The sequence below is a fragment of the Amaricoccus macauensis genome (genome assembly GCF_014201905.1).
GTDB classification, from domain to species: Bacteria; Pseudomonadota; Alphaproteobacteria; order Rhodobacterales; family Rhodobacteraceae; genus Amaricoccus; species Amaricoccus macauensis.
Window position 1 is genome coordinate 635,912 of the sequence record NZ_JACHFM010000002.1, and the last position, 22,474, is coordinate 658,385.

The window sequence follows — 22,474 nt, forward strand, 5'->3', positions numbered from 1 at the left end:
TGCTGCAAGAGAAGCCGGTTGGAAAGCGAAGCGGCGCATCGTAAGGTCCGCCGCGACCCCGGAGCGGAGATTGCCCTTGGCCAGAAAGATGGTGTTGAGCCACACCAGCGAGCCCCAGTTCAGCCAGCCGGTCCGCCAGATCGTCTCGATGCTGATCGTGCTCGGCCTTGTGGCGGCGGTCGCCGTGCTGCTCTTTCCGCACGTGAAGCCGGTCTTCCTCGCCTCGATCTATCTCAACGTCTTCATCGTCTTCGTCTTTCTCGTCGGCATCCTCGCCTGTTTCTGGCAGGTGGCCTCACTCATCAGTTCGGTGAGCTGGATCGAGGGATTTGCGCTCGACGTCCCCGGGGCCGACTTTGCGCGGCCACCGCGCCTGCTTGCACCGCTGGCCGCGATGCTCTCGGAGCGTCGGGCGCGGCGGGCGCTCACCTCGTCCTCGACCCGCTCGATCCTCGATTCCGTCGGCACGCGGATCGAGGAGCAACGGGATCTGACGCGCTACCTGATCAACCTGTTGATCTTTCTCGGTCTGCTCGGCACGTTCTACGGGCTGTCGACCGTGGTTCCGGCGGTGGTGAACACCATCCGCACGCTGGCGCCGCAGGAGGGGCAATCCGCCGTCGAGGTGTTCGACAAGCTGATGAGCGGCCTCGAGGGCCAGCTCGGCGGCATGGGCACGGCATTTGCCTCGTCGCTCATCGGTCTTTCCGGCTCGCTGGTGGTGGGGCTGCTCGAGCTTTTCGCGAGCCATGCGCAGAACCGGTTCTACCGCGAGCTGGAGGAGTGGCTGTCGTCGATCACCAAGCTCGGGATCACCGGGGTCGATCCCGAGGAGGCGCTGACCGCGGCGAACGTGCTGACGGTCATCGGCGAGACCGGGGCGCAGATCGACGCGTTGCGGGCCAGCGTCGAGCAGAGCGTGGAGCGCAGTGCCGCGACGGAGGCCCGGGTGGTCGAGCTGATGGAAACGCTGGCGGCACCAAGGCCCGACGCGGTCGACCGGGCGCTCTTCGAGCGGCTGATCGCCTCGCAGGAGCGGGTGGCCGGGATCCTCGCCAATCGCGACGAGGAGGCGGGCGGGCTCGATGCCGAGACGCGGGCGCGCCTGCGCTCGATCGACACGCAGGTCCTGCGCATTCTCGAAGACCTTTCGGCCGGGCGGCAGGACATGGTGACCGAAATCCGCCAGGACATCGCCCAGCTGACCGAGGCGTTGCGCGCGGTCGCCTCCCGCGCGAGGCACTGAGGTGGGACTTTCCCGACGCTCGCGGATGCCGCCGTCGATCTGGCCGGGCTTCGTCGACGCGATGACGGCGCTCGTCCTCGTGTTGTTCTTCGTGATCTCGATCTTCATGATCGTGCAGTTCGTGCTGCGCGACACGATCTCCGGGCAGACGCGCGAGCTCGACGAGCTGTCACTGCAGGTGGCGAACCTCGCCGACGCGCTCGGGCTCGAGCGCACGCGGGCCGATCGCAGCGAGGCGCTGGTTTCGACCTTGCAGGCGGCGCAGACTGAAGCGCAGGCGCGCATTGCCGGGCTCACCGGCGAGAAGGCGGCGGCGGAGGCGAGGGTCACCGACTTCGAGGCGCAGGTGGCGAGCCTGATTGCGCGCAACACCGAGCTGCAGGGCACCGTCGATGCCGGCGAGGCGGCTGCGCGGCTTGCGGAGGCCAAGCGCGTGGCGCTCGAGGCGCTGGCGGCGTCGTTGCAGAAGGATGTGGACGCCGCGAAGCTCGATGCGGGCAAGCTCTCCGACGCGGAAGCCGCGCGGTTGGCCGAAGCGGCGGCGGCGGAGGAGTTGCGCAAGAAGCTCGCGGGTTCCGACGCCGAGCTGACGGCGATGACGCTCGCGCTCGAAGCCGAGCGGAAGAAGGCGGAGGACACGCTGACGCTTCTCGCCGCGGCCGAGGCGGCGAAGAAGGGGCTCGAGGGAGAGAGGAGCACGGCGCTCACCGACGCGCAGAAGCGGCTGGCCGAACTGGCGCAGGCCAACGCGCTTCTCGCCGAGCAGAAGCAGGTGTCGGCCGAGGGGCAGCGGCAGGTTGCGCTCCTGAACCAGCAGACCGCCGAGCTTCGGGCGCAGCTCGGCTCGCTTCAGGGCGTGCTGGACGCCTCCGCGGAGAAGGATGCCGCCGCTCAGGTGCAGATCAAGACGCTCGGATCGAGCCTCAACGCGGCACTTGCGAAGCTCGCGATCTCCGATGCCCGCGAGAAGCTGCGGTTGCAGGAGGAAGCGAAGGATCTCGCGAACTACCGCTCGGAGTTCTTCGGGCGGATGCGGCAGATCCTCGGCGAGCGTGAGGGCGTGCAGGTGGTGGGCGATCGCTTCGTCTTCCCCTCGGAGGTGTTGTTCGCGCCGGGCTCGGCAACGCTGAACCCGGAGGGGCGCGCGCAGGTCGCGCGGGTTGCCTCGGTGATCCGCGAGGTTGCGGACCAGATCCCGGCGGATATCCCGTGGATCCTCCGCGTGGACGGCCACACCGACACGACGCCGGTCGGCCCGACGAGCCAGTTCCGCGACAACTGGGATCTGTCTGAGGCACGGGCGCTCTCGGTGGTGCGCTACATCATCGAGGAGCAGGGCCTGCCCCCCGATCGGCTGGCCGCGACCGGGTTCGGGGAGTTCCAGCCGATCGACCCGGGCACGTCCCCCGACGCGCTGGCGCGGAACCGGCGGATCGAGCTCAAGCTGACCGAGCGCTAGGCCGGAGGGGCGGCTGGCCGGGGGACCGGGGCGAAGGGCTTCGGGGTTCAGCGTCGCCGATCTCAGCCTTGATGACAGGGTCGGAAAACCCCGGCAATATGCCGCGCGCAACACAAAAAAATGGGGAGGTGGCCATGGCCAAGCTCATCGCCTACACGGCGACGGACATGAGTTTGCTCGACATCTATTACGGCAGGATCGAAAAATACACCGAGAGCCAGCTGGTGATCGGAGATGGAGCACATTCAACGATTTACGGGGGCGAGTTCCTCTATACCTATGAGGGAGAGGTCTTCGGCACACTTCAGTCGATCGACCAGAAGTTCGGGCGGGCAACGCTCTGGAGAGCCTGGGACATCGACCGCGACGCCAACACGTTCAGCTACTACATCAACGCCGACGACAGCGAGGGTGCGAAGGCTTACGTGCTGTCCGGGCACGACGAGTTTTCCGGGTCGTCGGGCAATGACGTTCTGCAGGGCTATGCCGGCAGCGACACCATCGCGGGCGGAGATGGCGACGATCGGCTGGAAGGCGGTTGGGGGGCCGACTACCTGGTCGGCGGCGCCGGCCGCGACGTGCTCGATGGCGGCGCGGGCGGCGACTGGATGGAGGGCGGCGCCGGCGGCGACTCCTATCTGGTCGATCATCCCGGGGACATGGTCGTGGAAGAGGGTGGCGGGTTCGACCGGATCTTCTCGGTGCTGTCGCTCCGGCTGCCGAGCCTCGTCGAGGCGCTGACGCTGGTCGGGAGCGAGCCGCTGACCGGGATCGGCAATCCGCTCAACAACGCAATCTCCGGGGGCTCGGGTGACGACCGGCTCATGGGGCTCGGCGGCGGCGACCGGCTGTCGGGTGCCGATGGCGATGACGTGCTCCTCGGCGGTGCGGGTGATGACCTGCTCTTTGGCAATGCCGGCAATGACTCGCTGGTGGACGGCGCGGGCAACGATGTGCTGCGTGGCGGCGCGGGCATGGACGTGCTGCGCGGGGGCGCCGGGGACGATCAGCTCTTCGGGGACTGGGGCCGTGACATTCTGGTCGGAGGGCTCGGGGCGGACGTGCTGACAGGCGGCACCGGCAATGATGTCTTCCGTTTCCTTTCCGTGGCGGAGATCGGCAACGGCGCGACGGCCGACACGATCACCGACTTCCTCCCGGGCGACCGGATCGACCTGCGTGGCATCGACGCCGACGAGTTCATGCCCGGCCACCAGACCTTCCAGTTCATCGACGACGCGGCGTTTTCCGGCGTCGCGGGTGAGCTCAGGTTCTGGGGCGGTCGGCTGATGGGGGACATTGACGGCGACATGCTGGTCGACTTCGGTCTCATGCTGCCGGGAACCAGTCAGGTGACGCTGAGCGACCTGCTGCTCTGAGGCGCGCGGGGCCGCCGCGCCGAGCGGGCCCGGCCCTCACCCGTCAGTTCGTCGGCGGCCCCACGGCCCAGCCACGGCCGGTGGCGACCTGGAGCGCCGTCCAGTCGTTGGCGAGGCCCTGGATCGAGGCGGCGAGCGCGAGGGCGCTGTTGCCGGCGGAGCGCTCCGCATCGAGCAGGTCGAGGAAGGTCGTCGTGCCCGCCTCGTAGGTCTCGCGGGAGAGATCGCGTGCCTGCCGGTAGGTCTCGGTCGCGGCCTGCTGGGCGGCGACCTCGCGGCGGTCGCGCTGGGTGGCACCCTGCTGGGCCTGCACCGACTCGACCGCGGCGAAGACAGAGGAGCGCCACGCAAGCTCCGCCTGCCGGGCCAGGGAGACCGCCTGATCGCGGTTCGCCCGCAACAGCGGCTGATTGAGGACCGGCAGCACGAGCGAGGGTCCGAACCCCCAACTGGACGGGTTCGCCACGGTGACGACGCCGGAGAGGTCGAGCGCAGGATAGAGGCTCGCTTCCGCCACGCCGATCGCCGCCACCGCCGAGGCATAGCCGCGTTCGGCCGCCCGCACGTCGGGCCGGTTGCGCAGGATGTCGGCGGGAACGCCGGCTTCGCTCGACCGGGGCGGACGGGGCTGGGCGCCGCCGCGCTGGAGACCGTCGAGGAGCGGCTGGGCCGGTTCCGCCAGCAGTGTCGCGATGGCATAGATCGAGCTGTAGTACCCCTGCTCGAAGCGCGGGAGGGTGGCGCGGGTCTGTTCGAGCAGGGCGCGCGCCTGCAGGACGTCGAGGTCGGTCGAGAGGCCGGCGGCACGCTGGCGCTCGACGAGTTCGAGCGTCTGCTGCCGGGCGTCGATCAGGTTGCGGGTGATCGCGGCGGCTTCCTGGAAGTAGCGCGCGTCGATGTAGTCGCCGACGAGGCTCGAAAGGAATGCAAGCCGCGCGGTTCCGACGTCGAGCTGGCTGGCTTCGAGTTCGGCCATCGCCTCTTGGCGCGACCGGGCCTCGCCGCCGAAGAGGTCGATCACCAGCGCCGCCGACGCCGAGCCGGACGACTCGGTCGCGATGGCACCCGACTGCCCCTTGGCCCGCGTGGTGTCAGCGCTGACGTTTCCCGTGACCAGCGCCGAAGCGCCGGTCGCCCGGAGCGCCGCCTGCGACTGGTTGATCCGCTCGACTGCGGTCGCGACATCGAGGTTCTGGGCGAGGCCCCGGCTGGCGAGGGCGTTCAGGTTCGCGTCCCCGAAGCCCTCCCACCAGCGGTCGAGTGCCACGTCGCCAATGCTCGCCCCGCCGCTTTCGGCGAAACGCGACGTCACGCCGATGTCCGGCGCCTTGTAGTCCGGGCCGACGGTGCAGGCGGCGAGGCCGGCGAGGAGGAGGAGGGGAAGGACAGGCTTCACGCGGGGCTCCGGGCTTTGGTGCCGCCGAAGATCCGGCGCACGACGACGTAGAAGGCTGGCACCATGAAGATGCCGATGAAGGTTGCGGTCAACACGCCACCGAGGACGCCGATGCCGATCGAGTTCTGCGCCGCCGCCCCGGCGCCGGTCGCGATGGCGAGGGGCAGCACGCCAAGGGTGAAGGCGATCGAGGTCATCAGGATCGGCCGGAGGCGCAACGATGCCGCCTCGATGGTGGCCTCGATCAGGCCCGTGCCGCGCTTCTCGCTGTCGGCGGCGAATTCCACGATCAGGATGGCGTTCTTCGCGGCAAGGCCGATTGTCGTCAGGATCCCCACCTTGAAGTAGACATCGTTCGACTGGCCGAAGAAGGACGCGGCCGCGAGGGCGCCGAGCACGCCCACCGGCACCGCGAGCATGACCGAGAGCGGCACGGTCCAGCTCTCGTAGAGCGCGGCGAGGCAGAGAAAGACCACGAGCACGCTCAGGGCGTAGAGGTAGGGCGCCTGATTGCCGGACTGCTGTTCCTGATAGCTGATGCCGGTCCATGCGACCCCGTAGCCCCCGGGGATTTCCGCCGCGAGTTCCGCCATCGCCGTCATTGCCTCGCCGGAGGAGATGCCGGGGCCGGGCTGTCCGGTGATCTGCAGCGCCGGCTGGCCGTTGAACCGGGCGAGGCGTGGCGCGACCGGCGCCCATTCGGTGGTCATGAAGGCGTGGAACGGCACCATCTCACCCCGATCGTTGCGGGCGTACCAGTCGTCCACGTTCTCGGGCTGCATGCGGAACGGGGCGTCGGCCTCCACCATGACCGGCCGGAGCGAGTCGCCGAGGATGAAGTCATTAACCTCGCTGCCGCCGAAGATCACCGACAGCATGGTGTTCACCTCCGAAAGCGACAGGCCGAAGCTCTCGGCCTTCTGCTGGTCGATGACGAGTTTCAGCGCGCTCTCGGCTTCGAGGCCATTCGCCACGATCGCCTGGAGCCGGGCGTCGTTGGAGGCGAGGGTCTCGAGTTCGGTTGCCGCTTCGATCAGCGGGTCGATCCCGGCGCCGGCCTGATCGACGAGGTACATCGAGAAGCCGGCGGTGTTGCCGATGCCCGGGATTGCCGGCGGCAGCATGAAGAGCAACTGGCCGTTGCGGTAGCCGGCGAAATGCCGGTTGGCCCGGAGGGCGACGTCACCCGCCGACTGGCCGGCACCCGTACGGTTGGCGAAGTCGTCGAGCTTCACGAACATCAGCGCGGTGTTCTGGCCCGTACCGGAGAAGCCGAAGCCGAGGGCGGCGAAGGTGGTGGTGACGAGGCCTTTCTCCTCGGTCTTGAGATAGGTCTCCACGTCCTTCACCGCGGCGATCGTCTGGGCCTGGGTCGCGCCCTCGACGAGCTGGATGCGCACCATGACCGCGCCCTGATCCTCCTGCGGCAGGAACGACGAGCTCAGGCGGCTGTAGAGCTGCCACGCGCCGAGCAGGACGAGGCCGAGCACCAGCAGCATCCAGAAGGGCCGCGCGACGATGCGGCGCACCGCCCCGACGTAGGCCCGGGTCAGCGCGTCGAAGCCGCGGTTGAAGAGCCGCGCCGGCAGGAACTCGCGGCCGCTGTGGGGCTTCAGCATCATCGCGCAGAGCGCCGGGGTGAGGATGAGCGCCACGAGGGCCGAGAGCAGCATCGCGGTGATGATCGTTGCCGAGAACTGCCGGTAGATGACACCGGTCGAGCCGCCGAAGAACGCCATGGGCAGGAAGACCGCCGAGAGCACCAGCGCGATGCCGACGAGCGCGCCGGTGATCTGGCCCATGCTCTTCTCGGTGGCCTCGACCGGGGGCAACCCTTCGTCGCGCATCAGCCGCTCGACGTTCTCGACGACGACGATGGCGTCGTCGACCAGCAGGCCGATCGCCAGCACCATGGCGAACATCGTCAGCGTGTTGATCGAGAAGCCGAGGCCCCAGAGCATGGCGAAGGTGCCGAGCAGCACCACGGGGACGGCGATGATCGGGATGAGGGTTGCCCGCCAGTTCTGCAGGAAGACGAGGATGACGAGGAAGACGAGGACGATCGCCTCGATGAGCGTCCTGTAGACCTTCTCGATCGACGCCTTGACGAAGGGGGACGTGTCGTGGGCGATCTGGAATTCGACGCCCGAGGGCAGGGACGGGGCCAGCCGGTCGAGGGTGGCGCGGACCGCCGCCGCGGTATCGACGGCATTGGCGCCGGTCGCGAGGTTGACGCCGAAGCCCGCCGCCGGCAACCCGTTGAAGCGGGAGTCCGAGCCGTAGCTTTCCTGTCCGATCTCGATGCGCGCCACGTCGCCAAGGGTGACGGAGGCGCCGGCTTCGTCGGTCTTCAGCAGGATGCCCTCGAAATCCGGCACGGTCCTGAGCTGGCTTTGCGCGGTCATCGTCGCGGTGAACTGCTGGCCCCGGGTCGAGGGCAGCGCGCCCAGCGAGCCCACGGAGACCGTGGTGTTCTGCGCCCTGACGGCGGCGACCACATCATTCGGCGTCAGGGCGTAGCGCGCCAGCGCGAGCGGGTCGAGCCAGACGCGCATGGCATAGCCTGAGCCGAAGACGTTGACGTCGCCGACGCCCTCGGTCCGCAGCACCGCGTCCTGGACGCTGTTCGTGAGGATGTCGCCGAGCTCGACCGGCCGGCGCGTGCCGTCAGTGGAGACGAGCGTGCCGACCAGCAGGATAGACGAGGTGGAGTGCGTGACGCGCACGCCGCTGGTCTGAACGCTCGTGGGCAGCCGGTTTTCCACCTGCCTGACCTTGGTCTGGACCTCGTTCTGCGCGTCGATCGGGTTGGTCGCCTCATCGAACGTCAGCGTGATCGACGATCGCCCTTCGGAAGAGGTCGACTCGGTGTAGAGCAGCCCGTCGAGCCCGGTCAGCGCGTCCTCGATGACGATCGTCACCGAGTTCTGCACGGCCTCGGCCGTGGCGCCGGAGTAACTTGCGCTGACCCGCACCGTGGTGGGAGCGATGTCGGGGTATTGCGAGACCGCGAGCCGGGTCATGGCGAAGGCGCCGGCAAGCATGGTGACGATGGCGAGCACCATCGCGAAGACCGGCCGGTGGATGAAGAAGCGGGCCATGCGTCAGTTGCCCTGCGACGGCGGCTGCGGGGCTGTCGCGGGCGCGTCCGTCGGTGCCTCCGCGGGGGCCGCGACCGGATGCGTCAGTCCGTCGTCGCCGACCGTCACCGGCACCGTCTCGACTTCATCGCCGTTTCGCAGGTTCTTCAGGCCGTCGACGATCAGCAGGTCGCCCGGGTCGAGCCCGTCGGTCACGATCCACGCATCCCCGTGGCTTCCGGCATCGGTCAGCGTCACCTGCACCGCCTTGCCGTCGCGCGCCACGAACGCGGTCAGGACGCCGGTCGAACTGCGGCTGGTGGCGCGCTGCGGCACCAGAATGCCGCTGGTCGTGCCAAGTGTCGCCTCCATGCGCAGGAACTGGCCCGGCATGATGTCGCGGTTGGGGTTGGGGAACTTCACCCGGATGTTCAGGGTGCCGGTGGTCTGGGACACCAGAACCCCGGGGCTGATGACCTCGCCCGTGGCGTCGTAGACCTTGCCGTTCTCGAGGGTGAGGGTCATCTGCACCCGCTCGCCGGGTTTGAGGCTGCCCTCGGCGATGCGTTCGCGCACCCGGAGCATCCGGGCGCTCGATTCCGCCACGTCGACGTAGATCGGATCGAGCCGGGTGACCGTGGTGAGCGCGTCGGTCTGCGCCGCGGTCACGAGGGCGCCGACCGAGACGGCGGGCACATCGGCGATCCCGTCGATCGGGCTCCGGATGTCCGTGCGGTCGAGATTGAGCTGTGCGGTCTGTAACGCCGCCTGGGCGCTTTTCAGCGTGGCTTCCGCCTGCAGCTCGGCGACCCGCGCCGAGTCGACGGTTTCCTGCGTGACGCCTGCGCCCTCGAGGCGCTGATAGCGCTGGAGCGTCACCTGCGCCGCCTGCAACGCGCTCTCGGCCTGCGAGACCGCCGCTTCCGCTGCGGTCGCCTCGGCGGCGTAGCTGTCGCGTTCAAGGCGGAACAGCACGTCGCCGACCGCCAGCGGGCGCCCGGGCGCGTACGGGATCTCGACCACCATGCCCTCGACGCGCGGCCGGATGTCGGCCTGCTCGAAAGCGACCGCCCGGCCGGGAAGCACGACCGTGTAGGGCACGGACTCCTGCTCGATCTCGATGACCCCGACGGACTTCGGCCCGGGCGGGGGACGTCCGGCGCCGGCCTGCGGCAGGGCAGGTGCCGCGAGAAGCATCGCGATTGCCAGACCGAGACCGGCCCGGGCACAAAGACCAGCTCTCATCCGCGATGCTCCCTCGTTTCGCGTTTAACGCAACCGCATCGCAACTCCGTCGTAAGGTCCAGCCTCGGACGCTCACGGCCTTGTGAGGGCACGCATGCGACGCACCCAATCGTGCCTGACGTCGAGATCAGTGCTACCAGAGGGAGAGCGGCGATCGCGCTGGTCTTGTCCGGCTCTGATCACGCTTTGGCGCACGGATTGGCGGGGCGTTGACACATTCGGGAATGCCATTCATATTCAAGCGGATGTCCGCTTTGTGCAGAAGTGCCGTCTGATCCCCCGCCCGGATACCTTCGTCGCGTCTTCGGCGATTCCGGGGCTTCTCAAGATCTCAGCGCCAACCGATGCAGCCCTTGATCCGACCTCTGCTCCTGCTGATCTGCCTGGCGTTTCCGCCGGCGTCGCTGACGGTTGCCTCTCTGACGACGGCGTCGCGCGCATCGGCACAGGCGACACCCCGACCGGCTTCCGAGACGCCTCAGGCGTCCGAGCGTCTGCCCGGCCCGAGCATCACCCACCATGAGCTCACGCTGCCGGACCGGACGCTCGCCTTCCGGACCGAGGCCTCGGCGATCACCATCACCGCGCCCGACGGCCGCGAGGAAGCCGACATCGCCTTCGTCGCCTATCGGCTTGACGGCGGCGACAGCTCCCGGCGCCCGGTGACCTTCCTGGTGAATGGCGGGCCGGGTGCCGCTTCGGCGTATCTCCAGATCGGCGCGATCGGCCCATGGCTTCTGCCGCTCGGCGGCGAGCGGATCGCCCCATCGCAGCCGGCTGATCTTCGGCCGAATGCCGAGACATGGCTCGACTTCACCGACCTGGTCTTCATCGACCCGGTCGGCACCGGATTCAGCCGCCTGATCAATCCCGACGACAGCCTCCGCCGACGCTATCTTTCGGTCAATGGTGATGCCGCGGTGCTCGCCGACATGATCCGGCGCTGGCTGGTGGCGAATGACCGGATCGGCTCGCCGAAGTACTTCGTCGGCGAGAGCTACGGCGGCTTCCGTGCGCCACTTGTCGCCGAGCATCTGCGCGATGATCATGGCATTGCCGTCTCGGGCCTGACGCTGGTGTCGCCGGTGCTCGATTTCGGCTGGTGGCAGCAGCCGGACTATGCGCCGCTTCCCATGGTGACCCTGTTGCCGTCGCTCGCGGCGGTCCACATGGAGGCGGAGGGCACGTTTTCCGAGGCGCGGTTGCGCGAGGTCGAGGAATACGCGGCTGGCCAGTTTCTTGCTGATCTGATGCGGGGCGTCCATGACAAGGCCGCGGTGGCCCGGCTGACCGACCAGGTGAGCTTGCTGACCGGTCTTGACCGCGACGCGGTCGCCCGGCAGGACGGCCGGATCAACGCGCGCGAGTTCTCACGGGAGAGCCGGCGCGACGATCACCTTCGCACCAGTGTCTATGATGCCACTGTCACCGCCCAGGGGCGCGACCGGGGGAGTGACCCGGTGCTCGACGCCATGACCGCGCCACTTACCACCGCGATGCTCGGCTTCTATGGCGAGACGCTCAAGTGGCTGCCGAACCGGGAATATCAGCTCCTGAACCGCGACGTGGCGCGCAGCTGGGACTGGGGCCGGCACCGTGGCCAGCCGGAGGCAGTCACCGATCTCGTGGACCTCGTGTCGCTTGATCCGACCCTGAGCATCCTCGTAACCCACGGCCGCACCGATCTGGTGACGCCCTATTTCGGGACCGCCCTGATCCTGCGCCAGCTCGACGTCGCCGATGGTGACCAGCGGCTCAGGCAGGTCACGTACCCCGGCGGGCACATGTTCTACACCCGGACCGATTCGCGCCGGGCATTCCGCGAAGACGCGCGAGCGCTTTACAGCGGAGAGGCCGGCTGATCATCCGAATACGCGAGTAACCATATCCATTCTGGCGAGTGGTGCGGCGGGCACTGAGCGGTACAATCGAGACGTGTACCGGAGTGTCCAGAGTCATGTCATCTGCAGCGCGTCTACCCGTCACCGTCCTGTCCGGATTCCTTGGCTCGGGCAAGACGACGCTCCTGAACCACGCGCTGCGCAACCGGCAGGGGCTCCGGATCGCGGTCATCGTCAACGACATGTCCGAGGTGAACATCGACGCGGACCGTGTCCGTGCCGAGGGCCCGGCGGTACTGCGCCGCGACGAGCAACTGGTCGAGATGACCAACGGCTGCATCTGCTGCACGCTGCGCGGCGATCTCCTGACCGAGGTGCGGCGGCTCGCGGCGGAGGGGCGCTTTGACTATCTGCTCGTCGAGTCGACCGGGATCGGCGAGCCGTTGCCTGTGGCTGCCACCTTCGACTATCGCGACGAGGACGGCGCCCGGCTCGCCGACGTCGCCCGGCTCGACACCATGGTGACCGTGGTCGACGCGGCGAACCTGACCGCCGATTTCGCGAGCCACGATTTCCTGTCCCAGCGGGGCGAGGTTCGGGACGAGAGCGATACCCGGACACTGGTCGAGTTGCTGGTGGATCAGATCGAGTTCGCCGACGTCATCGTTCTCAACAAGGTCTCGAGCGCCGGGCCGGAGCGGCTCGCTGCCGCGCGGCGGATCATTGCCGGGCTCAATCCGTCGGCGCGGCTGATCGAGAGCGATTTCTGCGACGTGCCGCTGGGGAGCGTCTTTGACACCGGCCTCTTCGACTTCGAGGCGGCGCGGACCCGGCCGCTCTGGGTGCAGGAGATGACGGGCTTCACGGACCACGTGCCGGAGACCGAGGAATACGGCATCTCGTCCTTCGTCTGGCGCGCCCGGGCGCCGTTCGATCTCGCGCGGGTGCGCGCAGTGCTGACGGGAGAATTGCCGGGCGTGATGCGGGCCAAGGGGTGGTTCTGGGTGGCGAACCAGCCGGACTACATTCTCGAGCTCTCCCTCGCCGGGGCGCTCGCGGACATCCGCCCGATGGGGCGCTGGTGGGCGGCAATGCCGCGGACGCACTGGCCGCCGGAGGCCGACGCACAGGCACGCATCCGGAGCAACTGGCGTGCTCCCTTCGGCGACCGGCGGCAGGAACTCGTGTTCATCGGCTCAGGCTATGACCGGGCGGCGATCAGCGCGGCGCTCGATGACTGTCTGGTGCAAGGGCCTCACTGAGAACATGCCGAATCGGCGAATGCACTGGCCTCCGGTGCATTTTGCACGTTCACAAGTATAGTTAATAATTACTATAGTAAATGACGCGAATATGCGTAGATTTATTTTGACATTGGACGTGAATAATATTTAACTACTCCCGTTAGAGAGTAGCAGGGTCTGATGGCGGCCGGGTTTGTCGCCATTGCGGTTTGAGGGAGCCGCCGCCCTGCTCGAGCGAGTGGGGGAGTGTGGTACTTTGAACAAGATCGTTGACGAGAATGCCATCATCGAGGGGCGTGCTCCGAAGTCCTATTGGGATGTCGAGCACAGCAACCGGATCGAGGGCTTTGCCACCGACATGAGCGTCAATGCAGGGACGCGGGTGGACTTCAAGATCAACGTCAACGACGTTGCTGGCAGCGATTACAAGGTTGAGATATTTCGCCTCGGCTACTACGGCGGCGATGGCGCCCGCGAGGTTGCCGAGTGGACCAACACCAACGCCACCGTGCAGGTGGACGCGCTCTATGACGCGACCCGCGGGATGGTGGACGCCGGCAACTGGTCGGTGACCGACAGCTGGCAGGTGCCCGACGACGCGGTCTCGGGCGTCTACCTCGCGAGGTTGCAGCGGCTCGATGCCAACGGCAACGCGATCGACGGCGCGGTCAACCAGATCCCGTTCATCGTCCGCAATGACGGCGAGAAGCACGACATCGTGCTGCAGACCTCCGACACCACCTGGCAGGCCTACAACGGCTGGGGCGGCAACAACGGCCATGTGGGCGCCAACCTCTACGGCGATCCGAGCGGCCGGGTCGACTGGGACCCGATCGAGGGGGCTGGAGCCCATTCGCAGGACCGCGCCTACGCTGTCAGCTACAATCGCCCGCTCATCACGGACACCGGCGAGAGCACCGCGTCCGGGCCGCAGGACTATCTCTTTGGCGCGGACTATGCCGCGATCCACTGGCTCGAAAAGAACGGCTACGACGTCTCCTACATCTCCGGCGTCGATACCGATCGGCTGGGCGCGTCCTATCTCGAGAACTACAAGGCCTTCCTCTCCGTCGGCCATGACGAGTACTGGTCCGGGGGCCAGCGCGCCAACGTCGAGGCGGCGCGCGACGCAGGCGTGAACCTGCTCTTCTGGAGCGGCAACGAAGTCTACTGGAAGACCCGCTGGGAGACCTCGATCAGCGCCGACGGCACCGAGTACCGCACGCTCGTCTGCTACAAGGAAACCCTCGCGGTCGCCGACCCGAACGCGGGGCCGGAGGACTATTACAACCTCGATCCCAGCGATATCTGGACCGGCACCTGGCGCGATGTCCGTTTCCACGGCAATCCGCTCGCCGGTGGCGGCAACCCGGCCGACGTCGATCCGATCACCGGGCTCTGCCCCTATTGCCACTGCGGCGAGAACGCGCTGACCGGCCAGCTCTTCGGGCCGGACGGCACCGGCCAGTTCGGCGGCGCGCTCGATGTCCCGGCGGAATACGCCGGTCTCCGGGTCTGGCGGGATACCACCGTCGCGAACGGCGGCAAGCTCGACATCGCGCCCGGTATCCTTGGCTACGAGTGGGACACCTCGCCCGATGATCTGCTTCGGCCCGCCGGCCTCGTCAAGCTTTCGGGCACGACGATCCCGTGGGACGGCATCCTGATCGACCAAGGCAACAACATCTCCCCCGGCATGGCCACCCACAACCTGTCGCTCTACCGCACCGAGAGCGGTTCCCTGGTCTTCGGCGCCGGCACCACCTTCTGGAGCTGGGGCCTGAGCGACATGCACGACAGCTCGCCCTACGGCGCGCAGATCGAGAATACCGACCTGCAGCAGTTCACCATCAACATGTTCGCCGACATGGGGATCCAGCCGGGCGTCACCGACGCGATGCTGATCTCCCAGGGGCTGAAGCGGGCGAGCGCGTCGGATGATCACGTGGCGGCGACCGCCTCCATCGACGAGTCCCAGGGGCACCTCGCCGCGCTGTCGCCGGTGACGATCACCGGCACCGCGACCGATGACGACCACAACGCCCAGACCCGGGACGGCAAGGTCGCGGTGGTCGAGGTCTCGGTCGACGGAGGGACCACGTGGCGGGTGGCGAGCACCACCGACGGTTGGGCGACCTGGAGCTACACCTGGCAGCCGGCGAGCGAGGGCAACTACACCGTGCTTGCCCGCGCGATTGACGACAGTCTCAACATCTCGAGCATTGTCTCGGATCGCCAGACCCTCGCGGTCGGCGCGCCCGATTACTACAGCTTCTTCAACGGCACGGCGCCGAAGAGCGACGCCGCGACGCTGCACAACGACGGTGCGGCGGTCGAGCTCGGCATGCGCTTCAGCGTTGACCAGGCGGGTCAGGTGACGGAACTGAAGTACTGGCGCTCGAGCCTCGACGCCGGCGACACCGACGTCCGGGAAGGGCACCTCTGGCGCGCCGACGGGACGCTTCTCGGCACGGTCCAGTTCAAGTCGTCGGCGGGCGACGCCGGCTGGCAGACCGCAACGCTCGCCACGCCTGTCGCGCTGCAGGCTGGCGTGGAATACATCGTCTCCTATCGCACAGCCGACAACTACGTGGCTTCGAACGGCTTCTTCGGGGCGGATCGTGAGCAGGCGTTCGACGGGCTCGACAACGACTCGTTCTGGGGCCCCTACGGCGTCGTCCGCTCACCGATGAGCGGCACCGGTGGCGGCAACGGCGTCTATGGCTATGGCACAGGCATGCCGAATGCGAGCTGGGCGTCGTCGAACTACTGGGTGGATCTCACCTTCGATCCGGCCGATCCGGCAACCAATCATGCGCCGGAGATCACGTCGCCGGTGAGCTTCACCGTGGCGGAAAACCGCGCGAGCGTCGGCCTCGTGACCGCGACGGACGCGGACGGCAACGCGATCACCTACGGGATCAGCGGCGGCGCCGACGCGGCCCGGTTCAAGATCAACGCCCAGACGGGCCAGCTCTCCTTCATCCAGACGCCGAATTTCGAGCTGCCGATGGATGCCAATGGCGACAACCTCTACCAGGTGAGGGTGACCGCCAGCGACGGCATTGCCGCCGCGGTGACAAAGGCTCTGACGATCGGTGTCACCGACGTCGACGAACGGGGGTACATCTCGCACGCGTTCCAGGCTGGCGCGGCGCCCACGACGGTCGAGACGGGCGACCCGACCGACTATGAGCTCGGGATGCGGTTCCAGTCGAACGCCTCGGGCCACGTCACCGAACTTCGCTATTTCCGCGGCGCCGCGGACGCCAACGACAGCGATACCCGCACGCTCACGCTCTGGACCGCGAGCGGCGAGAGACTCGGGCAGGCGACCATCACCTCGGCTGTCGGCGCCACCGGCTGGCAGACGGCGACGCTGGCGACGGCGATCGGGCTTTCGGCGAACACCACTTACGTCGTCTCCTACGGGACCACCGACAACTACGCCTATACCGGCGGCTGGTTCGGCACGGAGCACCCGAGCAACGACGGCGTGCTTTCGGGGCTCGCCGGCGTATTCTCGGCGGGGCCGGGCTCGTTTCCGACCATGGCCTATGGCTCGACGAACTACTGGGTGGATGTCACCTTCCGGCAGAGCCTGAACGGTGCGCCGAGGATCGCTTCCATCGTCGCGCCTGCGACGAACGAGGATGCCGCCGCCGTGGCGATCAATCTGCTCGCAGGCGCGAGCGATCCCGACGGCGACACGTTGAGCCTGGCGGGGCCGGTTGCCGTCACGTCGTCCAACAGCAGCCGGACCGTGGCCTTCACGGTTTCGGCGGCGGGCGTCCTCACGCTCAATCCCGGCCAGTTCGGTGATCTTGCCGGCGGCCAGTCGGAGACCGTGACCATCAGCTACGCGATCACCGATGGCCAGCATGCGGGCGTGGCCAATACCGCGACGATCGTCATCGAGGGCCGTGATGAGGCGGGGCTGGTCCTGACCGGCAACTACTGGCGGAACTCCCTCACCGGGACCGCCGGCAATGACCTGATCCGCGGCCTGCAAAGCGACGACACCTTGCTCGGCAACGGCGGCAACGACACGCTCGACGGCGGTACCGGCAGGGACCGGATCGACGGTGGTGCCGGCAACGATCTCATCCTGGTGCGCACGACCGAGATGCAGGGTGACACGATCGCCGGCGGCACTGGCACCGATACGCTGAAGATCGACGGGTCCTCCAATCTGGTGGTGAGCACGCTGAGCGGCGTCAGCGGCGTCGAAATCCTCGACGGCTCAGGCAGGGGTCTGCAGGGCACGTCCTACTCCGACGTCCTCAGCCTCGCCGGCTTCGAGACGGTGACGGGCCTCACCGGTGTCCATGGTCTCGCCGGCAACGACAGTCTGGTCGGGAGTGCCAGCGCGGACACGCTCGACGGCGGGAGTGGCATCGATACCGTGCGGGGCGGGGCCGGCAACGACACCATCATGATCCGCGGCAATAATGCCCAAAGGGACCTGATGGATGGCGGAGAGGGCCAGGACCGCATCGTCATCAACCCGGCCGGCGGGGCCGTCACCATCGAGCACTCGAGCCGGATTTCCGGGATCGAGACGATCGATGGCCAGGGCGCCGGCATTCAGGGCACGAGCGGCGCGAACCTGCTCGACTTCTCGAAGGTCGACCTCGTCAACGTCGCGCGCATCAACGGCCACTACGGCTGGGACACCCTCGCGGGCGGCACCGGCAACGACACCCTGACCGGTGGTTCGGGGAATGACACGTTCCTCTTCCATTCCGGCGACGTGTCGGGAGACGACCTGATCACCGACTTCGACGCGAGCGGCAACGACGTGATCAATCTCCGGGGCTATTCGGAGACCACGTATCTCGCTCAGGCCGTGAGCTTCGACGCGCTCGGGGCGCTCATTGATCTCTCCGAGATCGGCGGGCACGGTACGATCCGGCTGGCCGGGGTCTCGACACTGTCGTTCGGACAGGAGGATTTCATCTTCAGCTGAAGTGCCCCCCTGTGCGCCTCGCGGTTGCGTGCTACGTCTGTGAGCAGGCGGACAGGACGCATCGCGGGGGGCATCCATGTCAGGGCTGAGCGAGGCAGCGCGGGCGCGTCTGGCGGAGATCGCTGCACGGCACGGCGTCACACCCGAGACAGCCGGACATGTCCTCGAGGCCCTGCGCGGGGGCGCCGGTGAGCGGGCGCGGTTTGATGTGCCGGAGCTCGGCGGCGTGGGGCAGTGGGCGCGCGACGGCTCGGTCATCACGGGCGACATGCTCGACACCGATCTCAAGGCGCGCGTCGATGCGCTCTGCCGCGAACTCGCTCCCCTCGTGACCCTGCCCGGTCTCGCAGAACCGGAGGCGCCGCGCTCGGATCCGAAGATCGGCGGAGGTGTGGGCAGCGGCTGGCCGACCTGGCCAGGAGTGGCGTCGGCCAGCGGTGCGCAGAACGACCTGCGCTACGCGGTCTTTCCGGGCCGTCGCCGGCTTGCGGTGGCTCGGGGGGAGGCGATGACGGCTCATTGCGTCGGTGAGCCCGCGACCGGAGGTGTGTCGCGTTCCGATGGCACGCCGCGGAGCGTCACCGGCCGGTCCGGATCGGTCAGTGCCGGTGACTGCCCGGATGACCGTCCAGTCGTCGAACCGCGGGGGGCCAGCACGGGTGCCGGCGCGCCGACGGCTGAGGAGGCTGGGAGGCGCGGAGCCCCGGCGGCGCCAACGCGGTTGGCCGACCCGGTCGTCCTGATCGAGCGGCTCGCGGATCTTCATGCGCGAGGCATCCTGACGGACGGGGAGTTCGCGAAAAAGAAGGCGGAACTCCTCGCCCGGCTCTGACGGGGGTGCGGATCGCGGATGCGGACGCGTTTTGCATTCACCCCGAGGCCGGGCTATCAGACGCGCGACAAATCCCGGAATCGAGCCCATGATCCTCTATCCCGCCATCGACCTGAAGGACGGCCAGTGCGTGCGGCTGCTGCGCGGCGACATGCAGGCTGCGACCGTGTTCGGCGACGACCCCGCGGCGCAGGCCCGGGCGTTCGCCGCGGCGGGCTGCGAGTGGCTGCATATCGTCGACCTGAACGGCGCCTTCGCCGGGCGCCCGGTCAACGGCGACGCGGTGAGCGCGATCCTCGGGGCGGTGGCGGTCCCGGTGCAGCTGGGTGGCGGCATCCGCGATCGCGCGGCGATCGAGGGTTGGCTGGAGGCTGGCGTGGCGCGGGTGATCCTCGGCACCGTGGCTCTGCGCGACCCCGGTCTCGTCCGCGAGGCCGCGCGGGCCAATCCCGGCCGGGTGGCGGTGGGGATCGATGCGAGGGACGGCATGGTGGCCGTCGAGGGCTGGGCGGAGACCTCGGACGTGACGGCGACCGATCTCGCGCGCCGCTTCGAGGACGCGGGCGTCGCGGCGATCATCTACACCGATATCGACCGGGACGGCGCGATGCAGGGCCCGAATGTGGCGGCGACCGCGGCGCTGGCGCGCGCGGTCTCGATCCCGGTGATCGCGAGTGGCGGCGTCTCGTCGCTCGACGACCTACGGGCATTGAAGGAGAGCGGTGCGCCGCTCGATGGGGCGATCTCGGGGCGCGCGCTCTACGAGGGCCGGCTCGACCTGCGGGAAGCCGTCCGGTTTCTGGCGGCGTGAGGGGGACGGGATGCTGAAGGTCCGGGTGATCCCCTGCCTCGACGTCAAGGAGGGCCGCGTCGTCAAGGGCGTGAACTTCGTCGATCTGATCGATGCCGGTGATCCGGTCGAGGCGGCGCGGGCCTATGACGCGGCGGGGGCGGACGAGCTCTGCTTTCTCGACATCGCGGCGAGCCAGGAGAACCGCGGCACGCTGCTCGACCTCGCGCGCCGGACGGCGGAGCAGTGCTTCATGCCGCTGACCGTCGGCGGTGGCGTGCGGACGCCCGAGGATGTGCGCGCGCTGTTGCTGGCCGGTGCCGACAAGGTGAGCTTCAACACCGCCGCAGTGGCGAACCCCGACGTGATCGGCCATGCGGCCGAGAAGTTCGGCGCGCAGTGCATCACCGTGGCGATCGACGCAAAGACCGTGGCGCCGGGGCGGTGGGAGATCTTCACCCACGGCGGCACGCGGGAGACCGGCATTGACGCGGTCGCCTTTGCCCGCGAGATGGCGCGGCGCGGGGCAGGGGAGATCCTGCTCACCTCGATGGATCGCGACGGCACGCGGGCCGGATACAACCTCCCCCTGACCCGGGCGATCGCCGACGCCGTCCCGATCCCGGTGATCGCCAGCGGCGGCGTGGGGTCGCTCGAGCATCTGGTCGAGGGCGTGACCGAGGGCCACGCCTCGGCGGTGCTCGCGGCGTCGATCTTTCACTTCGGGCAATTCTCCATCGGCGAGGCCAAGGCGGCGATGGCGGCGGCGGGCATTCCGGTGAGGCTGACATGAGCGAGGTTCTGGCGCGGCTCTGGGCGACGGTCGAGGCGCGGGCGGGTGCCGACCCGGCGAGTTCGCACACCGCGGCGATGCTCGCGAAGGGCCGGGGGAAATGCGCCGAGAAGTTCGGGGAGGAGGCCGTCGAGGCGATCGTCGCGGCGGCCTCGGGCGATGCGGCGGGGCTGACCCACGAAGCCGCCGACGTGCTCTATCACCTTCAGGTCATGCTGAAGGCCGCCGGCGTGCCCTGGGACGCGGTGCTCACGGAGCTCGAACGGCGCGAGGGGCGCTCGGGGATCGCGGAGAAGGCGAGCCGCCCGCGCTGACGGCAGGGCGCCCGGCAGGCCCGACGCGGTCGTGCTCGCGCGCCTCAGACAGTTCTTGCATATTGCAGGAAGACGTGGCACATGATGCGTGTGCTCGTGGCCGTAGGGCGCGGTTCCTTCGATTCGAATCGCAAACCGCACCCGCCTCTTTCCCGAGCACATCGGAGCGCCGGGTGGCCGTAGGGATCGGTTACTTCGCATCAACTGCAGAGCGCCTACGTGCCGGTCTCGCCTCATTCCCCCGGCGCTCCGATGTGGACGGCCACGGCTTCTCCAAAGGAGCCGAAGATGCGACTGAACACTGCTGCCGGCTTCGCCACCCACGAGGGCGGCCGCGCCGCGCCCCTGACCCCGATGCAGGCGCTGCGCCGGTCGGTCATGTCCTGCCTGCTCTGGGAGCGGGAATTCTACGAGGACGGCGAGGAGATCGCCGGCCGGATCGCGCGCCTCGCGGCGGCGGTGCCGGCGGCCGATCTCGCCGCGCTGGCGGTCGAGGTGCGCGTGGAGGCGAAGCTCCGCCACGCGCCGCTCCTGCTCCTGTCCGTCCTTGCCGAGACCGGTCATGGCCGGATGGTCGCGGACGCGATTGCCGAAACCATCGCGCGAGCCGACGAGATGGGCGAGTTCCTCACGATCCATGCGGCGCGCAAGGGCGTCTTGCCCGGGGGCCTGAAGGCGAAGGGCGTTCTGACCAAGCAGGTCCGCCTCGGTCTCGCGCGGGCGCTCGGCAAGTTCGACGCCTACCAGCTCGCCAAGTATGACCGGGACGCCGCCGTGAAGATCCGCGACGTGATCCGCCTCGCCCGGCCCCGCCCGGCCGATGCGGCGCAATCGGCGCTCTGGAAGGCGGCGGTCGAGCGGTCGCTGCCGGTGCCCGACACCTGGGAGGTGGCGCTCTCGGGTGGTGCGGACAAGCGCGAGACCTTCACCCGGCTGCTGGAGGAGCGGAAGCTTGGCTACCTCGCGTTGCTCCGCAATCTGCGCAACATGGCGGAGGCGGGCGTGGATCCGGGCCTGATGCGGGAGGCGATCATTGCCCGCCGTGGTGCGCAGAACGTGCTGCCCTTCCGCTATGTGGCGGCGGCGCGGGCCTGTCCGCAGATGGAGCCGGCGCTCGACGAGGCGCTGTCGGAGGCCGTGCTCGAATCGCCGGTGCTGCCGGGCCGGACCGTGGTTCTGGTGGACGTGTCGGGGTCGATGGAGGTGCCCCTGTCGCTGCGCTCCGACCTGACACGCCTCGATGCAGCGGCGACGCTCGCCTCTGTCATCCACGGCGAGCGCCGCGTGTTCTCGTTCGCGTCGGGAAACGCCCGGTACCGGGAGGACATCTGGAACGGGAAGCCGATTCTCGTGGAGGTTCCGCCGCGGCTCGGCATGGCCGGTGTCGATGCGATCGACACGTCGCAGTTCCACGGCGGCACGATGCTGGGGCAGGCGGTGCTGGAGGCGAACGCCATCCCGCATGACCGGCTGATCGTCATCACCGACGAGCAGAGCGAGGACCCGGTGCCCGAGCCCGTCGCCCGGCACGCCTACGTCATCAACGTCGCCTCGGCGCGCCATGGCGTCGGCTATGGCCGCTGGACCCACATCGACGGGTTCAGCGAGACCGTCCTGCGCTGGATCGGCGCGTTCGAGCGCGCATGACGGCGGAGGAACTCCGCCAGGCCGGACTCCGCTTGTTCGGCCCGGAGCGCGGCTGGAAGGCGCGGCTCGCCCGCGCCCTCAGGTCCGAGGACTCGTCGGTCTCGCGCTGGCTGAGCGGCCAGATCGCCGTTCCCGGACCCGTCGCCGCCGCCGTCGACTGCTGGCTCCGGCACGGACCGCCGGATGAGCGCGGGAACGGGTGAGCGGTCCTGACCGACGCAGCGGGGACGTGCTCAGCC

Annotated in this window: 15 protein-coding genes; 12 read left to right on the forward strand and 3 right to left on the reverse strand. The window is 68.5% G+C overall.

The features are described 5' to 3' along the window. Nucleotides 1-76 precede the first annotated feature (76 nt). The 3 genes from HNP73_RS10575 to HNP73_RS10585 all read left to right on the forward strand — a co-directional run bounded on the left by HNP73_RS10575 (nt 77) and on the right by HNP73_RS10585 (nt 4,084). Complete coding sequence (locus HNP73_RS10575) at nt 77-1,246, forward strand: biopolymer transporter ExbB (RefSeq protein ID WP_343063259.1); 1,170 nt, start codon at nt 77-79, stop codon at nt 1,244-1,246. Nucleotide 1,247: 1 nt separating this feature from the next. Next, on the forward strand, nt 1,248-2,705 hold the full coding sequence (locus HNP73_RS10580) for a peptidoglycan -binding protein (RefSeq protein ID WP_184148662.1): 1,458 nt from the start codon (nt 1,248-1,250) through the stop codon (nt 2,703-2,705). A gap of 134 nt (nt 2,706-2,839) precedes the next feature. Then, on the forward strand, nt 2,840-4,084 hold the full coding sequence (locus HNP73_RS10585; RefSeq protein WP_184148665.1) for a calcium-binding protein: 1,245 nt from the start codon (nt 2,840-2,842) through the stop codon (nt 4,082-4,084). A 43-nt stretch (nt 4,085-4,127) separates the two neighbouring features. Here the strand turns inward: HNP73_RS10585 and HNP73_RS10590 are convergent, their stop codons facing one another. The 3 genes from HNP73_RS10590 to HNP73_RS10600 are packed head-to-tail and all read right to left on the reverse strand — an operon-like array spanning nt 4,128 to nt 9,805. Beyond that, the gene (locus HNP73_RS10590; RefSeq protein ID WP_184148668.1) at nt 4,128-5,480 is read right to left on the reverse strand and encodes an efflux transporter outer membrane subunit; all 1,353 of its coding nucleotides are present in this window, start codon (nt 5,478-5,480) and stop codon (nt 4,128-4,130) included. Next, on the reverse strand, nt 5,477-8,581 hold the full coding sequence (locus tag HNP73_RS10595) for an efflux RND transporter permease subunit (protein ID WP_184148671.1): 3,105 nt from the start codon (nt 8,579-8,581) through the stop codon (nt 5,477-5,479). The genes HNP73_RS10590 and HNP73_RS10595 overlap by 4 nt, the downstream gene beginning before the upstream one ends. Before the next feature lie 3 nt (nt 8,582-8,584). After that, nucleotides 8,585-9,805: an efflux RND transporter periplasmic adaptor subunit gene (locus HNP73_RS10600; RefSeq protein ID WP_184148674.1), complete on the reverse strand. Its 1,221-nt coding sequence runs from the start codon at nt 9,803-9,805 to the stop codon at nt 8,585-8,587. A 353-nt stretch (nt 9,806-10,158) separates the two neighbouring features. On the opposite strand from HNP73_RS10600, the gene HNP73_RS10605 reads away from it, so the two are divergent. The 9 genes from HNP73_RS10605 to HNP73_RS10645 all read left to right on the forward strand — a co-directional run bounded on the left by HNP73_RS10605 (nt 10,159) and on the right by HNP73_RS10645 (nt 22,438). Further along, a complete protein-coding gene (locus HNP73_RS10605; protein WP_184148677.1) occupies nt 10,159-11,667 on the forward strand; it encodes a S10 family peptidase in 1,509 nt (502 codons plus the stop codon). 95 nt (nt 11,668-11,762) lie between these two features. Continuing rightward, nucleotides 11,763-12,908: a GTP-binding protein gene (locus HNP73_RS10610; RefSeq protein WP_184148680.1), complete on the forward strand. Its 1,146-nt coding sequence runs from the start codon at nt 11,763-11,765 to the stop codon at nt 12,906-12,908. A 238-nt stretch (nt 12,909-13,146) separates the two neighbouring features. Continuing rightward, nucleotides 13,147-17,859 (forward strand): N,N-dimethylformamidase beta subunit family domain-containing protein, encoded by a 4,713-nt coding sequence (locus tag HNP73_RS10615; RefSeq protein ID WP_246399720.1) that lies wholly within the window; start codon nt 13,147-13,149, stop codon nt 17,857-17,859. Nucleotides 17,860-17,935: 76 nt separating this feature from the next. Next, a complete protein-coding gene (locus HNP73_RS10620; protein WP_184148684.1) occupies nt 17,936-18,691 on the forward strand; it encodes an SHOCT domain-containing protein in 756 nt (251 codons plus the stop codon). A gap of 88 nt (nt 18,692-18,779) precedes the next feature. Continuing rightward, complete coding sequence (gene hisA, locus HNP73_RS10625) at nt 18,780-19,502, forward strand: 1-(5-phosphoribosyl)-5-[(5-phosphoribosylamino)methylideneamino]imidazole-4-carboxamide isomerase (protein WP_184148686.1); 723 nt, start codon at nt 18,780-18,782, stop codon at nt 19,500-19,502. A gap of 10 nt (nt 19,503-19,512) precedes the next feature. Beyond that, entirely contained in the window at nt 19,513-20,274 is a 762-nt protein-coding gene (gene hisF, locus HNP73_RS10630) for an imidazole glycerol phosphate synthase subunit HisF (RefSeq protein WP_184148688.1), read from the forward strand. Continuing rightward, entirely contained in the window at nt 20,271-20,588 is a 318-nt protein-coding gene (locus HNP73_RS10635; RefSeq protein ID WP_184148690.1) for a phosphoribosyl-ATP diphosphatase, read from the forward strand. Before hisF ends, HNP73_RS10635 begins: the two co-directional genes overlap by 4 nt. Nucleotides 20,589-20,876: 288 nt before the next feature. Next, entirely contained in the window at nt 20,877-22,235 is a 1,359-nt protein-coding gene (locus tag HNP73_RS10640) for a TROVE domain-containing protein (protein ID WP_184148693.1), read from the forward strand. Then, on the forward strand, nt 22,232-22,438 hold the full coding sequence (locus tag HNP73_RS10645; RefSeq protein ID WP_184148696.1) for a hypothetical protein: 207 nt from the start codon (nt 22,232-22,234) through the stop codon (nt 22,436-22,438). Before HNP73_RS10640 ends, HNP73_RS10645 begins: the two co-directional genes overlap by 4 nt. Nucleotides 22,439-22,474 lie beyond the last annotated feature (36 nt).

What these genes read in the sequence shown, in the direction of transcription:
- HNP73_RS10635 (WP_184148690.1), top strand. Translation starts at nt 20,271, where the DNA reads ATGAGCGAGGTTCTGGCGCGGCTCTGGGCGACGGTCGAGGCGCGGGCG.
- HNP73_RS10645 (WP_184148696.1), top strand. Translation starts at nt 22,232, where the DNA reads ATGACGGCGGAGGAACTCCGCCAGGCCGGACTCCGCTTGTTCGGCCCG.
- HNP73_RS10585 (WP_184148665.1), top strand. Translation starts at nt 2,840, where the DNA reads ATGGCCAAGCTCATCGCCTACACGGCGACGGACATGAGTTTGCTCGAC.
- hisA (WP_184148686.1), top strand. Translation starts at nt 18,780, where the DNA reads ATGATCCTCTATCCCGCCATCGACCTGAAGGACGGCCAGTGCGTGCGG.
- HNP73_RS10640 (WP_184148693.1), top strand. Translation starts at nt 20,877, where the DNA reads ATGCGACTGAACACTGCTGCCGGCTTCGCCACCCACGAGGGCGGCCGC.
- HNP73_RS10620 (WP_184148684.1), top strand. Translation starts at nt 17,936, where the DNA reads ATGTCAGGGCTGAGCGAGGCAGCGCGGGCGCGTCTGGCGGAGATCGCT.
- hisF (WP_184148688.1), top strand. Translation starts at nt 19,513, where the DNA reads ATGCTGAAGGTCCGGGTGATCCCCTGCCTCGACGTCAAGGAGGGCCGC.
- HNP73_RS10600 (WP_184148674.1), bottom strand. Translation starts at nt 9,805, where the DNA reads ATGAGAGCTGGTCTTTGTGCCCGGGCCGGTCTCGGTCTGGCAATCGCG.
- HNP73_RS10595 (WP_184148671.1), bottom strand. Translation starts at nt 8,581, where the DNA reads ATGGCCCGCTTCTTCATCCACCGGCCGGTCTTCGCGATGGTGCTCGCC.
- HNP73_RS10610 (WP_184148680.1), top strand. Translation starts at nt 11,763, where the DNA reads ATGTCATCTGCAGCGCGTCTACCCGTCACCGTCCTGTCCGGATTCCTT.